General features: G+C 65.5%; 12 protein-coding genes and 1 pseudogene. 9 read left to right on the top strand and 4 right to left on the bottom strand.

Features of this window, described 5'->3' with window-relative positions:
* Positions 1-60: 60 nt before the first annotated feature.
* Positions 61-2538 (bottom strand): hypothetical protein, encoded by a 2478-nt coding sequence (locus tag CG51_RS14575; protein ID WP_035746240.1) that lies wholly within the window; start codon positions 2536-2538, stop codon positions 61-63.
* A 1074-nt stretch (positions 2539-3612) separates the two neighbouring features.
* On the opposite strand from CG51_RS14575, the gene pqqA reads away from it, so the two are divergent.
* The 7 genes and pseudogenes from pqqA to CG51_RS21160 all read left to right on the top strand — a co-directional run.
* Entirely contained in the window at positions 3613-3714 is a 102-nt protein-coding gene (pqqA, locus tag CG51_RS14565; protein ID WP_035746239.1) for a pyrroloquinoline quinone precursor peptide PqqA, read from the top strand.
* Positions 3715-3725: 11 nt separating this feature from the next.
* Positions 3726-4610: a pyrroloquinoline quinone biosynthesis protein PqqB gene (gene pqqB / locus CG51_RS14560; protein ID WP_035746238.1), complete on the top strand. Its 885-nt coding sequence runs from the start codon at positions 3726-3728 to the stop codon at positions 4608-4610.
* On the top strand, positions 4607-5347 hold the full coding sequence (gene pqqC, locus CG51_RS14555) for a pyrroloquinoline-quinone synthase PqqC (RefSeq protein WP_169742252.1): 741 nt from the start codon (positions 4607-4609) through the stop codon (positions 5345-5347). Before pqqB ends, pqqC begins: the two co-directional genes overlap by 4 nt.
* A complete protein-coding gene (pqqD, locus tag CG51_RS14550) occupies positions 5344-5616 on the top strand; it encodes a pyrroloquinoline quinone biosynthesis peptide chaperone PqqD (RefSeq protein ID WP_035746237.1) in 273 nt (90 codons plus the stop codon). Before pqqC ends, pqqD begins: the two co-directional genes overlap by 4 nt.
* Complete coding sequence (gene pqqE / locus CG51_RS14545) at positions 5613-6698, top strand: pyrroloquinoline quinone biosynthesis protein PqqE (RefSeq protein ID WP_035746236.1); 1086 nt, start codon at positions 5613-5615, stop codon at positions 6696-6698. The genes pqqD and pqqE overlap by 4 nt, the downstream gene beginning before the upstream one ends.
* 709 nt (positions 6699-7407) lie before the next feature.
* Complete coding sequence (locus tag CG51_RS21165; RefSeq protein WP_088239014.1) at positions 7408-8301, top strand: CRISPR-associated endonuclease Cas3''; 894 nt, start codon at positions 7408-7410, stop codon at positions 8299-8301.
* Between the two features lie 375 nt (positions 8302-8676).
* Positions 8677-8757 (top strand): annotated as a pseudogene (locus CG51_RS21160) (hypothetical protein); the annotation flags it as partial.
* Between the two features lie 261 nt (positions 8758-9018).
* Here CG51_RS21160 and CG51_RS14530 read toward each other — a convergent pair.
* Positions 9019-9795, bottom strand: coding sequence for a DeoR/GlpR family DNA-binding transcription regulator (locus CG51_RS14530; protein ID WP_035746231.1), 777 nt, complete (start codon positions 9793-9795; stop codon positions 9019-9021).
* Between the two features lie 449 nt (positions 9796-10244).
* Between CG51_RS14530 and glpD the strand changes: the two genes are divergently transcribed.
* Positions 10245-11843, top strand: coding sequence for a glycerol-3-phosphate dehydrogenase (glpD, locus tag CG51_RS14525; RefSeq protein ID WP_035746229.1), 1599 nt, complete (start codon positions 10245-10247; stop codon positions 11841-11843).
* 565 nt (positions 11844-12408) lie between these two features.
* Here the strand turns inward: glpD and CG51_RS14520 are convergent.
* Positions 12409-13293 (bottom strand): LysR family transcriptional regulator, encoded by an 885-nt coding sequence (locus CG51_RS14520; protein ID WP_035746227.1) that lies wholly within the window; start codon positions 13291-13293, stop codon positions 12409-12411.
* A 91-nt stretch (positions 13294-13384) separates the two neighbouring features.
* Here CG51_RS14520 and CG51_RS14515 point away from each other — a divergent pair, with 91 nt between their 5' ends.
* Positions 13385-14464, top strand: a complete 1080-nt coding sequence (locus CG51_RS14515) for an MFS transporter (protein ID WP_051930656.1) — start codon at positions 13385-13387, stop codon at positions 14462-14464.
* A 20-nt stretch (positions 14465-14484) separates the two neighbouring features.
* Here CG51_RS14515 and CG51_RS19635 read toward each other — a convergent pair.
* Positions 14485-14717: Tn3 family transposase (locus CG51_RS19635; protein ID WP_156961350.1), on the bottom strand; the 233-nt coding region annotated here is incomplete at its 5' end.

The following is a 14717-nucleotide window of genomic DNA, read 5'->3' as shown; positions in this document are numbered from 1 at the left end:
ATTGCAGGCTCTTTGCCGCGGCGTAACAGGCGATTTCCGCATGGGTTTTCCCAAGCGGCATCACCACCGCACCGTCGCGTTGAAGGACAGCCGCCAGCGGCCCTGCGCCATTTCCCCCAGCACCGGCAGGCCGGTGCCGCCTGCATGCCCGTCGACCAGGCCGTTCATGGCGTCGAGATCGTAGGTCTCGTAGATTGCCCCCGCATGGACGGCGTCCTCCATGGCGGTGTCGGTCTTGGCGCGGTTCTCGCCGGGGGGGCGGCGGTAGATTTGGGTGTTGTTCGGCCAGACGCCTTCGGCGCGGGTCAGTTCCACCACATTGCCCCGGAGCCGGGCCGTGAAGCGGCCGCTGCTGGTGGCGATCCAGTTGTCGTCTCGCGGCTCCTTCACGAACCAGCCACGCAGCGCATCGGGGGCGGGGGAGTAGATCCTTCCGCCGTTCACCGCCACCGCATCGACAAGGATGGTCCGGCGGTCGGCGCTCAGGCGGGCATGGGCGAAATAGGGGTTTTTCGAATGGTCCCAGCCAAGCGCCCGCGCCGCACCGATCGCCGCACGCCCCGCCCACCGCGCGCCGCCCTCCAGATGATCGGGGGAGGCATGTCCGGCGAGCTGATCGTTCTCCACCCGGTAATCCGACACGGGCGGTGATATCGTCAGTCGCGGATCGGTGGCCATCTGGCGTTCCACGTAGTCGAGCCGGCTTTCGGTCTGGGCAAGGTGAGCGGCGGAGGCCACGCCGCCCCGATCCATCGGGACGAGGGTGAACTGTGTCTGCGGCAGGGCGCGCAGCGGCGAGTAAAGGCCCCGGACCGCCTCCGGCCCCGTGCCGTATATCCAGGCCTGCATCAGATCCCGGATCGATTGCTCCGTGATGCTGTCCGACAGGCCCCATTGCAGGATCTGCACGGAGACGTCATCCCCATAGGCCGCGTATTTATCTGTCGTGTCGGTGTAGTGCCGGTCACCACCATAGGCCTTCTTGTAGTCCCGCCGCATGAAGCCGCGCATTGGCGTGCCGGGGACAGCGTCCTGATAGATCATGATGGGCGTCTTCGGCCGGTACTTGCGGATCTGGTTGACGAACATGATCTGTCCGTCGCTATTTTCCGCCATGCCGATGCGCGCCATGGTCATGTAGCGGGCGGCGGCGCCTTCCGTCTCTCGCCTGCCCCGGATCACGTTGTCCACGTAGCTTGCGCTCATCGGGTCGGTCATGGCGACGCCGACCCGCCCAACCCGCATCGCGGTGGAGACATTGCTCTGCCCCACGAGCTGGAATTTCCAGCCGACGCCGAATTCGTTCCGCCAGTGGCCCACCACGGCAGGGTCGGAGGCGAGGCGCACATCGGCGAAGAGCCAGCCGTCCGTGCTTTCCGGCAGGGTGAGCGCGCCGGACCAGGCGCCCTCTGCGTAATGGCTCATGCGCGTCCAGTCCTGCACGATGCGCCCCGTTTCCGCTTCGAAGACCCTGAGTTCCACCGGGCCGGAGGAGAGGCCGTGGAAGGGCACGGACCGGCCCGTCTCTCCCTTCATCAGGCCGAAGACCATACCGGACGAGGGCATCCGCAGGAGCGCATAGGCCATGGCCGACTGGCGGCGGAAGGTGGTGCCGGGCAGCAGCGTGGCGGGCGGTACGCCTTTGGTGCGGCTTCCTACCGGGCGGGCAGGGGCGGTCCTGTCGGCGGTGGCCCAGGCGGGGGGGGCGAAGCTCGCCTCTGTCCCGTCGAAAGCGCGCAGGAACCGCAGGTCGGCCACCGGGATCACGTCGCGGACGGCAGCCCCCTTCGCGATGGCGGCCCAGTCGGCGGGGGAAGGGGCGGTGCCTGCCACGTAACCGATGGTCTCGATCTCTCCTGGCCAGGGAAGGCGCAGGTTGTGGCCCGATCCGTTGTCGCCGTTCGCGGTGTAATCGGCGAAGGAGCCGGTGCTGCCGATGTTGAACAGGCCGCCAGCGCCGCTTTCCCCGACATCCGCGGCCACGGGCTGTCCGGCATGGCGGCTGCCGTCGGCAAGCGAATACCAGTCGATCTGCCATTGCCCGTTGCCGGATGTCCAGGCCACGACCAGCGCCTCATCTTCCGTCCAGGGGGCGGAAAGCGGCTCGGCGATGTCGCCCGCATCTCCCCGCTGCGCAAAGCTGAAGCGGCCGGGGTTGAAGATCGCCGATGTTCCCGGATAGCCGTAGCTCATCCGCCAGGTGCCTGCTCCCTTGCCGGAGGTGCCGAATACTCCGGCTCCGTAGCGCCCCCCCTGAAAGCGCTTCTCGACGGGCAGCCGGACGATTGCGAAGCTCGCCTGCGGCACGCTTCCCGCCGCAAGGGTCAGCCCTGCCCTCGGCTGCGCCAGCGCCCCCTTCCAAGTGGCAAGGCCGGGGCGGGTGACGGCGGGACCGTTGTTGCCCTCCGGCAAACGGAGTGAGCCGCCCGGTGAGGCCGGGTCCACCGTTCCGGCCGTCAGCGGAGAGAGGCCGGCGGCAAGAGCGAAAACCGCAGCGGCAAGAAACCGGACCAGCCGGGAAAGGGAGGGAAAAGTCATGACGCTCCGTCCGGGCGAATGGGGTCTCCCGGCGGGCCTTTTTGGAGAGACCGACCGAGGTATTGCAGGGGGCCTTGCAGGGAATCCTAAGCCGGGAGCCCCGGCTCCCGCAACGCCTCCCGGCGCTCGAAGGTTCAACTGCACGGGAGTGTTACGGCTTTCTGCCAGAAGGTTGGCCTGTCCGCCTCGCCGATGATGAACCGCTCGTCGATCCGCGCGGCGGGAGGTCGATGCCAGTGCGGGAATGGCTGATCTCCGTCACCAGCCGCGCGATGAGCGGCAGATGTCGCTTTCCTTACCAGAGCACAGGCATCCTGCGGGGTATCATTGTCCGCTAACCGGCATTATCGGGGGCAAAGCGGCCAGCCCTTCGGGTCAGCTCGCCAGCCCCTCCCAGCCCCTCGGTCAGGTCGTGCGGCCCTGCGGCAGGCCTGGCACTGTGAGAGCCGCTCAGGCGAGATATCCCATGCCGTGGAAGACGGCGATGCAAGACCGGACGTGTCAATGCGGAACCCTGCCTCCGGAGGGCGGTCATCGGCACTGATCGGGAGGATGAGCCATCCGGGGAGCATCACCCGGCCGACCGATACGCCGCATCAAAGAAATTGAGCTCGAGCGCTACGGCGCGCCAAAAGAAATCGTGGCAGATGTCAGGGTCTTCCGGTCCGACCCGGTCCAGTTCGGAACGTAGAAAGGCCACGAAACCCTGGAAGTCGGGATTGTCGTGTAATGTGATCCATTCCGCATGCATGAAACTGGCCGGTAAAGGTCGGGGGGGATGCCCATTCGAGATAGAGCCACTCGGCGACGTTCAGCATGGAGGCGCCGCCGCGTAGGACCGTGTTTTCGCGGCCTCGCGCATGATCGACTTGACCCCTTTGTCGCTTCGGAACGGAGGCGCGGGTTTCCGCAGTTTCTAGAGAGCAGCCTCTTGAGGCAGCCTCCGGGCAACGGAATATCTGCCACTTTATGCGACACGCATATCCGCGTCTGCCTGTCAATTGCCCATAAGTTGTATTGCCTGCCCCGCAGGGGCCTCTACCCTCCTCCTTCCATAGTCAGGGAGGAAGACTGATGGCGTGGAAGAAACCTGTGCTCCGTGAGATCAAATGCGGCATGGAAATCAACATGTACGGTCCCGCAGAGGATGATCGCAACGACCGCGAACTGGTCTGACGCTTCATACCATGCGGTTGAGAATACTCGGGGCAGCCGCCGGTGGGGGGCTGCCCCAGTGGAATTGCGGATGCCGGAACTGCGCGGATGCGCGGGACGGGCGCATCCCCTCCATGACACAATCCTCGGTCGCCGTTTCGGCAGACGGCCTGACATGGGTGGTGCTGAACGCTTCCCCTGACATCCGGGCGCAGATGCAGGCGGAGCCTGCCTTGCACCCGCAGTCGCTTCGGGGCACGCCGATGGGTGCGGTCATCCTCACCAACGGTGATATCGACCACATCGCCGGATTGCTCACGCTGCGCGAAGGAACGCCCTTCGCGCTCCACGGCACGAAGGCCACGCTGGCGATCCTGGATGAGCCGGTGTTCCGGGTGCTTGATCGCAGCGTGGTCCGCTTTCTGCCGATCCGGCTGGATGAGCCGTTTTCACCCGTTGAGGGCCTGACCGTCACGGCCTTCGCGGTTCCGGGCAAGGTGGCGCTCTTTCTTGAGGAGGAGGAGCCCGACACCGCCGCCATGGGCGAGCAGACCGTGGGGCTGCGCCTTGAGGATGATGACAGCGTCGTCTTCTACATTCCCGGCTGCGCCCGGGTGACGGACGATCTGCGCCGGCAGTTGGATGGCGCCGACCTGCTCCTGTTCGATGGCACCGTCTGGCAGGATGAGGAGATGCGCCGGACCGGAACCGGCACGAAAACCGGCGCCCGCATGGGCCATGTGCCGATGTCCGGCCCTGACGGCAGCCTTGCCCGGCTTGCGGATTTTGCCGGCCGCCGTGTCTATATCCACATCAACAACACGAACCCCGTCCTGCAGCCCGCCTCGGCCGAGCGTGCGGAGGTGGCGGCCGCAGGCTGGTCCCTCGCCTTTGACGGCATGGAGATCACGACATGATGGATATTCCAGCCCCCTCGGATTTCGAGGCGCGCCTCCGCCGGATCGGTGTGGAGCGTTACCATGACAAGCACCCCTTCCATGCGTTGCTGCATTCCGGCGGCTGCACGCTGGATCAGGTCCGGGCCTGGGTGATCAACCGATATTACTACCAGTCGCGCATCCCTATGAAGGATGCGGCCTTCATGAGCCGTGTGGAGGATCCCGCTCTCCGCCGTGCCTGGCGGTCGCGGATAGAGGATCATGACGGCACCGCGGAGCGGGAGGGCGGCATCTCGCGCTGGCTCCGGCTGGCGAGGGGGATCGGGCTCGATCCCGACTACGTGGCCTCCACCCGCGGCGTGCTGCCCGCCACCCGCTTTGCCGTCGATGCCTATGTCCGCTATGTGCGGGATCAGCCGCTGCTTGCCGCCGTGGCCTCCTCGCTGACCGAACTGTTCGCGCCCGCCATTCATGAGCAGCGGATCGCGGGGCTGCTGAAACACTACGATTTCGCCACGCCGGAGACGATCGCCTATTTCAGCCACCGGCTGCAGGAAGCGCCGAAGGACGTGGCTTTTGGTCTCGGCTGGGTGCTCGACCATGCGGTGACCCGGGAGCAGCAGGACATGGCCGCCGCCGCGCTGACCTTCAAGACGGAAGTGCTCTGGGCGCAGCTGGATGCGCTGCACGCGGCCTATGTGACGCCGGGCCTGATCCCGCCGGGCGGCTGGCGACCCGGGGAGGGTCTCGCATGAGCCCGGGGGATCGCCCGCGTCTGCCACGCGGTGTCCGCCTGCATGAGGATCGGGTGCGCGGCGCCACCGTTCTGCTTGGGCCGGAGATCGCGCTGATCCTCGATGGCCCGGGCGAGGCGATCCTGACGGAAGTGGATGGCGCGCGTGACGTGACGGCGATCTCGGCAGAGCTTGCCCGGCGGTTCGAGGCGCCGGAGGCGGAGATCGTCGAGGATGTGCTGGCGTTCCTGAACGATCTGGTACTGCGCCGGCTGGTGGAAGCGGCATGACGCCCGCGGCTCCCATCGCGATGCTCGCGGAGCTGACGCATCGCTGTCCGCTCTCCTGCCCCTATTGCTCCAACCCGCTGGAACTGACCTCCCGCCATGCGGAGCTGACGGCGGCAGAATGGGCGGAGGCGTTCCGTCAGGCGGCCGCGCTTGGTGTGTTGCAACTTCATCTCTCGGGCGGGGAGCCCGCCTCGCGCCCCGATCTGGTGGAGATCGTGGCGGCAGCCCGTGCGGCAGGGCTTTACACCAATCTCATCACCTCCGGCATCGGACTTTCTCCGCGCCGCCTGGCCGATCTGGATGCGGCGGGTCTGGATCACGTCCAGCTCTCGCTGCAGGGTGTGCGGGCCGATATCGCCGATCGGATAGGCGGCTATCGGGGCGGCTTTGCCCGCAAGCTGCAGATCGCGGCGGAGATCGCGCGCATCGGATTTCCCCTCACGATCAACGCGGTGATGCACCGGCACAATCTCCCGGATCTGCCGGAGGCCATAAGCTTCGCCGCTGATCTCGGCGCCCGGCGGATCGAGGTGGCCTGCGTGCAGTTCCAGGGCTGGGCGCTCAGGAACCGTGCCAGCCTGCAACCCACCCGGGCGCAGGTGGAGGAGGCAAAGCGCACGGTGGCCCAGGCGCGCAGGGAATATGCCGGCCGGCTGGCCATCGACTTCGTGCCGCCCGACTATTTCTCCGACTTTCCCAAGGCCTGCATGAGCGGCTGGGGCTCCACGGGTCTCAACATCGCCCCTGACGGCAAGGTGCTTCCCTGCCATGCGGCGGAAACCATACCCGGGCTGGTTTTTCAGAACCTGCGGGAAACGGCGCTTGCGGACATCTGGACGCACGGCCCTGCCTTCAGCGCCTTTCGCGGCACCGGTTGGTTGCCGGAACCCTGCCAGAGTTGCGAGCGCCGCGACATCGACTTCGGGGGATGCCGGTGTCAGGCCATGGCCCTGCTGGGAGATCCCGCCGCGACGGACCCGGTCTGCCGCAGATCGCCGCACCGTGGGATGCTGGATGCCCTGATCGCTGAAGAGACCGCAGCCCCACCCCCCGAATTCCACTACCGGACGCCGCCTGCCTGACAGGCCAAAGGGCGGTTCACGGGGAACTGCTATATTATATCGATAAGTGTGCCTTATCGGAAATGATTTGTACGGAGAGGGAAGCGGCGAGTGGTGCTCGCGAAGCGCTGATACTGCGCCTTGCAGTGGCCATACCGCACCGTACAAGGCACCGTGCCAAAGCCTAGACAGGCCGGAAGCTCGGTCATTTCCGGGCGAAAAGGTTGCGCTTCCGATCATGGCTGATCCAGAATCGCAGTTGATCGTCCAATGCAAGCGCTGCTGTCGTGCTGCCCTCCCGCCTCGCGCAGGTCGAAGGGATTGGTGCAGGGGCTGGGCCTTGCGGTGGCGGAAGCGGCCCTGCTCCAACCTTGCCAAGTGTCCGCCAGAAGACCGCCAGCAGGCCCGGGCCATGATCGCACTCGAGCTTCCTCTCTCTGCGGGACAAATTGCACCCCGGGGTGGCGGACCCCCCAGTCGGGCCAGTGGAGCGGACCAACCGGTGGTGTATGATGCACGACATAGCACGAGGTTCATAACGGCTAAAATCATAGACGTCTTTGGATTTACCGTAACATGATGCATCACATCGGCGACGCGACTTGTTCGGCGTGGAGCGGGCACGGGGCCTCGATGGAACAGCCTCGATTTGCTGCCGGTACGGCATCCGCCTTTGAGCGGTTACGGGGCATTGAACGTGAATTCCACAATATTAACAAAGTATTAACACATGCCGCCCCCTGAACCCTACGCCCATTCAGGGCGAAATGATGACCGAAGCGACTGGCAGACCTTGGCCGTGCATGCGCAAGGTGCTGCCGATCTGGCCGGGATGCGCGGCGCGGCCCTCGGCCTGGGGGCGAGCGCGCGGCTGGTGACAGAGTTTCACGACTTCGGGAAGAACGATCCGGACTTCGACCGGGTGTTGCGGGGGGAGGGGGTCCGTGTGGATCATTCCACAGCCGGAGGCAGCCTCCTCATCGACCGCGCGCCGGTCCGTGTCGTCGGAGAGGTGTTGGCGCAGGCCATCCTTGGCCATCACGCCGGCCTACCGGATACCCGGGGTTCGGAAGCCGGCCTGGAACGGCGGCTTGAACTCTTCCGCGCGCGCGATCCGGTGCCTCGGGAAGTGACTGCGGCCGCTCGGGTCGACTTCACTCCGGTTCTGTCTGAACTGAAGGCGAAGATGCGCAATGATCCGGTTCTGGCAGGTTTCGACCTCTCGGTTGCCGGGCGGATGGTGTTCTCGTGTCTGGTCGACGCCGATTATCGCGATACCGAGGCATTCTACGACCAGCTCGACCTGCGGGGCCGGGACCGGGACTGGCCTTCCCTGATCGAGGTGCTCCCGGAACTCCGCCGCAAGTATGACGCGCATATGGCTGACTTGCCGACGACGGGTGAGCTGAACGCGCTTCGAAAGCGGGTGCTTTGTCACATCCGGAGTCAAGCGGACGCGCAGCCGGGCCTGTTCACGCTCACCGTGCCGACCGGAGGCGGCAAGACGCTGGCCTCGCTGGGTTTTGCGCTTGACCATGCGGCGCGACACGGGCACCGGCGGATCATCTACGCAATCCCCTATACGGGAGCGTGGATCGAAACGTCACATATATGGGTGGCATGAAGGACCACGACAAGGTCGCTCCTCCTGCGGGAGCGTGGATCGAAACACGTAACGCTCTGGAAAGCTACGAATACCACCAAAGTCGCTTCCCCTGCGGGAGCGTGGATCGAAACATGCCGCCCTCACGCGCCGCAGCCCGGCGCTGGCAGTCGCTCCCCCTGCGGGAGCGTGGATCGAAACGTCATCGTCGTAGACCACATCGGCGTGCAGGGACGTGTCGCTCCCCCTGCGGGAGCGTGGATTGAAACCGGGCGATGGCCTGGGCGGAAGAAAATGAGGGACGAGACTGATCCTGCGCCGGACCCTGAAGAGACAGAAACAGGCGAACCGGCCGGGGAGACCTCGGTATCTGCGCTCTGAGACCGCAGCCTCTCGGTCCTCGGGATCCTGCACTACTTCTGGAACGAGGCACGGGTGACGTTCTGGCATCCGGGCCTTGCCGCCCCGCGCTCCTGATTCTCGGTCCGCGCGGCGCTGCAGACGGTCGCGGAGACGTCCCATGCCAGGGGTGAGGAGGCAAGTCTCTGCCTGCGTTAAGTGTATTACATGATACAATACGAGTCATGCCCCGGTCAGTTCTGGGCGTTGCCGTAAGGATCATAGGGACGATCACGGCGCCTTCGATGTTCGATGGCCCTGACGTCCGCAGGGGCGCTTTCGCCCGTGTCATGCGGCTCATGTTTCTGGGGCACAGGAATTCCGCTGCGGATATGAGGATCAGGGCACGGGGCTCTGGTCGCATATCTGCACTTCGGTGCCCCATTCCTCGCAGCGCCGTGCGAGGGGTTCGGGGAGGGGCCGGTCGGTGAACATGCCGTCGATTTCCGAAAGGCTCGCGATGCGCGCGGGGGCGGAGCGGTCGAGCTTTGAGTGGTCGGCGACCAGATAGGCCTGCCGCGCCTGCCGCAGGATCGCGCGGCTGACGCGGACCTCCGCCAGATCGTAGTCCAGCAGATCGCCGTCGCCATCCAGCGCAGAGGTGCCGATGACCGCGTAATCCACCTTGAACTGCTCGAAGAACTGGGTCGTCACCTCGCCGATCAAGCCGCCGTCGGACCGGCGGAGCGTTCCCCCCGCGACGATGATCTCGCAGCTCGAATTCGACAGCAGGGTATTCGCGACGTTCATATTGTTGGTCACGACGGTGATGTTGGAGTGGTGCAGGAGCGCGGCCGCCACCGCTTCAGTCGTGGTGCCGAGGTTGAGGATCAGGCTGGAATTATCGGGGATGGCCGCCGCGCAGGCGCGCCCGATCGCGGCTTTCGCTTCGGCGTTCATGCGGCGCCGGGCCTCGTAGCCAAGGTTGACCATGCCGCTTCGCGGGACCGCGCCGCCATGCACCCTGTCCAGCAGGCCCGCCTCCGCCAGGTCCGAAAGATCGCGGCGGATCGTCTGCAGCGTCACCTCGAAGCGCCTGGCCAGGTCATCGACCAGGACGCGCCCCTCGCTGCGGGCAAGATCGAGTATTTCGTTCTGGCGGATGCTGATGGGCATCTTTCCCCCGGTTTTCGTGGATGTTCGTTTTTGCGCGCCTCCTGCGTCTATCACCTAGCGGGCTACTGAAAAAGTTCCGACGTGGCCTACCTATGCTCGGGAAATCGGGAAATCGGCCCGGGGATGAGCTGAAATGCGGGGTTTTCGGTTGGATTTCCGTCAGATTGCGGCCGATTTGAGCCCCCATGCAGACCCAAAAGGTCTTTTCAGCAGCCTGCCGGGGCCGGTTCAATCAAGGCCATGTCGAGCACGAGGCAGTGTGCTAACACGCCAGCGCGGCTACACACCTGACCGCATACATGCGCGGAAGATCGAAGTGTAACCCGTATGAATGTTCGATTATACGAAAATGATGAATAAACGAAAATAAATCTTGACCGATATCACGGCGTTGATACCACTCTTCCCATGCGATGGGGGGATATCCGTTTCGCTCTGGGGGAAAACGCTTGGCGGATTGTGCTTCGGCGAACATTTCCGACCTTTTCATCGTCGGTGGCGGCGTCAACGGGTGCGGGATCGCGCGCGATGCGGCGGGGCGTGGCCTTTCCGTGACGCTGGCGGAGAAGGGCGATCTGGCGCAGGCGACCTCCTCGGCTTCGACCAAGCTGTTCCACGGCGGGCTGCGGTACCTCGAATATTTCGAGTTCCATCTGGTGCGGGAATCCCTGCAGGAGCGGGAGACGCTGCTCGTCGCCATGCCGCATATCAGCTGGCCGATGCGCTTCGTGCTGCCCTATTCGCCCGACATGCGATTTGAGAACGATACTCCCACGTCGCGGCTCCTGGGGATCGTGATGCCGTGGATGAAGGGGCGGCGCCCGGCCTGGCTGATCCGGCTCGGCCTTTTCATGTACGATACGCTGGGCGGGCGCAGGATACTGCCGGGCACCTCCCGGCTGGACCTGACGCGTGATCCGGCCGGCAAGCCGCTGAAGCCCGGTTTCAGGCTGGCCTATGAATATTCCGACTGCTGGGTGCAGGATGCGCGGCTCGTCGTGCTGAACGCGCGCGATGCGGCGGCGCGCGGCGCGCGGATCCTGACGCGGACGCGGGTCGTCTCGGCCGAGCGGAAGGGCGATCTGTGGGAGGTCGTCACCGAAGGGCGGGCGGGCCGGCAGACCCACCGGGCGCGCATTCTCGTCAATGCCGGCGGCCCCTGGGTGGAGGATATCATCCGCAACGTGGCCCGCATCCCTTCGACGGAGGGTGTGCGGCTGGTGCGGGGCAGCCATATCGTCGTGCCGAAGCTCTACGATCACGACCGGTGCTACTTCTTTCAGGGGCCGGACGGGCGGATCATCTTCGCCATCCCCTTCGAGCAGGACTTCACCCTGATCGGGACCACGGATCAGGATCACAAGGGCCCGCCGGAGGAGGCGCGATGCACGGACGAGGAGCGGGATTATCTCTGCGCCTTCGCGAGCCGCTATTTCGCGCGCCCCGTTGCCGCCCGCGATGTGATCTGGAGCTATTCCGGGGTGCGGCCGCTCTACAATGACGGGGCGAAGTCGGCCACGGCGGCGACACGGGATTTCGTGCTGAGCCTGGACGGGAACGGCGCGCCGCTGCTCAACGTCTTCGGCGGCAAGATCACCACCTACCGGCGTCTGGCGCAGGATGCGATGCACAGGCTGGCGCCGCATCTTCCCGGCCTGAAACCCGACTGGACGGCGCGGGTGCCGTTGCCGGGGGGCGATTTCCCGGTCGATGGCGTGGAGGCGCTGATCGACAGGCTCGGCGCGGCCTATCCGTTCCTGAGCCGGTCCCATGCGGCGCGGCTGGTGCGGACCTATGGCACGGAAGCCTTCGCCCTGTTGGGAGAGGCTCGTTCCATGGCCGATCTGGGCCGCGATTTCGGCGGCACGCTCACGGAGGCGGAGGTCGGCTGGCTGACGGAGCAGGAGTACGCCTGTACCGCCGAGGATATCCTGTGGCGGCGCACGAAGCTCGGACTGCACATGAGCGGCGCCGAACGGGAGGCGCTCGGCCTCTATCTGGGCGATGTCGGGGGTGGCGCGGCCATGAAGGAGCTGTCCCGGGGCTGAGGAGGCCGCGTCAGACGATCATGCCCAAATGCTTGCTGGCCAAATGGTTGCTGGGGGAGGCGGATGACGCTCGAATTGCCGGGCGTGTGTCGCGGACGGTGGGCAAGGGGCCTCTCGCACCCCTCAGTCCGACATTGCGCAATGGCACGGATGCACATGCTTGCTCCGGCAGACGCTGTCCGGCAAGGCCAAAGCCGCATGAGGGCGGGCTATGGATGACCTTTGGTTGTCCTGATCCTTCGCTGCCGGTTTCCTGCCGAAAGCCTGCGCGCTTATCCCTCCGGCAGATCCCGGCAGGGAAACATCCTCAGACCGAACCGGCCGCGGGGCTGCCCGCTCGGGGAGGGCACCTGTCTAGCAGGCTGCTGAAAAAGTCCTGAAGTGTCATGCTATGTGCCGGAAATCGGAAAATCGGCCCGGAAACGCCCGGAAGTTATATAGATTTCCGGTTGGATTTTGTCAGATTGCGAACGATTTCCGTTCCAACGCAGGCCAAAAAGTCTTTTTCAACAGCTTGCCAGGCCCCGTCTAGGCTCCCGTCCGAGACCTCCCCGGCGCTGCATGCTCAACGCACGAGCTGTCTTGCCTTGTCCACAAAGGCGGTGACGGTGGCGGTCATGCCGCTCCGCCGCGCCGCGACGGAGATCGCCACACGGGTTTCGGGGTCGCTCAACGGGCGGAAGACCACGCCTTCGACCGAGAATTGCCGCATCGATTCCGGCAGCAGCGAAAAGCCCAGCCCGGCGGAAACCATCGACAGGATGGAGGCGACCTGCGGAGCCGTCTGGCCGGGGCGCGGCTCGAAACCGGCGGCCCGGCAGGCGGCGACGGCGGCATCATGCAGGCTGGTGCCGAAATCGCGCGGGGTAAGGATCAGTGGCAGTTCCGCCAGATCCCCCAGCGCGACCCGGGGCGTTCCGGGATCGGTGGCGACGGGCAGGGCTGCGAGCAAGGCTTCATCCGCAAGGGGCCAGAAGCGGAGTTCGGGGGGATCGCCGATGCTGGAGCGCAGGATCGCCACGTCGAGCCGCCCCTCCAGCAAGTCGTCCCGCAGGCGAAGGGAGTTCGCCTCCGTCAGATGAAGGGCGAGGCCCGGCCGCTCGGCCCGGAAATCGCGGATCAGCCGTGGCACGACCGGGTTCAGCGCGGCAGTGCCGGTAATGCCGAGACGCAGCTCGCCGATCTCGCCCCGCGCTGCGCGGCGTGCCGCCTCTGCCGCCGCGCTCGCCGCGCCCGGCAGTTCCGCGACCCGATCCCGGAAGACGGCCCCGGCGGGCGTGAGTTCCGCACCATGGGGGACGCGATGGAACAGCTGCACCCCCACCTCCCGCTCCAGATCGCGGATCTGCTGGCTGAGCGGCGGCTGCCCGATGCCAAGGCGCCGTGCAGCGCGGGTGAAGTTCCCCTCCTCTGCCACGGCGAGGAAATAGCGGATGTGACGCAGTTCCATGGTATCTGTTTTACATATGGAAATCGACTTTACCATATATTGGAAGATTGGCTCTGGAGTGTCTATCCCTTCAGGGGAAAGGACCCTCCCCATGGCTACCGCTCTCACTCCCCGCTTCTCCACCGCCTCCTCCCCTGCTGTCACGGCGTCTCCTGCCGCGGCCCCTGCTGCTCCACCCGCCCGCGCGGGGACGCCCGCCTTTGCCCGTATCCGGCTGGCCATGTTTCTGGCCGGTTTCTCGACATTTGCGCTGATCTATTGCGTGCAGCCGCTGCTTCCCGCCTTTGCGCAGGAGTTCGGGCTGTCGCCTGCCAGCAGTTCGCTGGCGCTGTCGCTGACGACCGGGTTCCTTGCGTTCGCGATCATGGTGATGGCCATGCTCGCGCGCCGGTTCAGCCCGAAGAAGGTAATGGTGGCGGGGATGTTCGGCGCTGCGGCGCTGAACCTTGCCGTGGCGCTGCTGCCGGAATGGTATGGCATCCTTGCCGCACGCGCGCTGGAAGGGCTGGTTCTGGGCGGGGTTCCGGCGGTCGCGATGGCCTATCTGGCCGAGGAAATCGCGCCCGGGGATCTGGGCCGGGCCATGGGCCTTTATATCGGGGGCACGGCCTTCGGTGCGATGGTGGGCCGGATCGGCATGGGCGTTCTGACCGAGTTCTGGTCCTGGCGCGTGGCGATGGAGGTGCTCGGCGCCTTTTGCCTTGCCGCGGCCATCGGCTTTGCCCTGCTGCTGCCGCCCGCGCGCCAGCCCGCCGGAAGCGGTCGGGGCGGGAGTGTGGGGCTTGGCTTTCACCTGAAGGCCTGGCGTGCCCATCTGGGCAATCCGGCGCTGCAACGGCTCTATCTGCTGGGTTTCTGTCTCACGAGCGTGTTCAGCACGGTGTTCAACTATGCCACGTTCCGGCTGGTGGGCGACCCCTATGGTCTCAGCCCCAGCATGGTGAGCCTGATCTTTCTCACCTTCGGCTTTGGCATCGTCTCCTCCTCCCTCGCAGGTTCCCTGTCGGACCGGCTGGGGCGGCGCCCGATGCTGGTGACCGCCTTCGGCGTGATCCTGACGGGGGTGCTGGTCACGCTGGCCCAGCCGATAGCGCTGATCTGCCTGGGCATCGCGCTGATCGCCACCGGCTTCTTGGGGTCAGAACAAGAGCTGCTCGAAATCGTACGCTAAGACCGAACGGAGCGGGAACGTCATGCAGCGCGGAGGATTCTTCCAGGAAGTCGCAATGGCCTGAAGCCTTCGGGCATCTGCTGCTCGGTGTCCCAGGAATAGATGCCGGTGAGATTTATGTGCTCCCAGCTGAGTGGCGAGACATGCTTGAGCAATATGTCGGGGATAGTTCGACCACTTTGACGCAGATGGGCTACGGCACGGCTGAGATAAACGGTATTCCACGGAGAAACGCCAGGCGCTGGCCGTGGTG

Origin of the sequence: Haematobacter missouriensis (assembly GCF_000740775.1) — a bacterium.
In the GTDB taxonomy this organism is placed as follows: domain Bacteria; phylum Pseudomonadota; class Alphaproteobacteria; order Rhodobacterales; family Rhodobacteraceae; genus Haematobacter; species Haematobacter missouriensis.
Note: the sequence above shows the minus strand (reverse complement) of the source record. Positions and strands in the feature narration are given on the sequence as shown.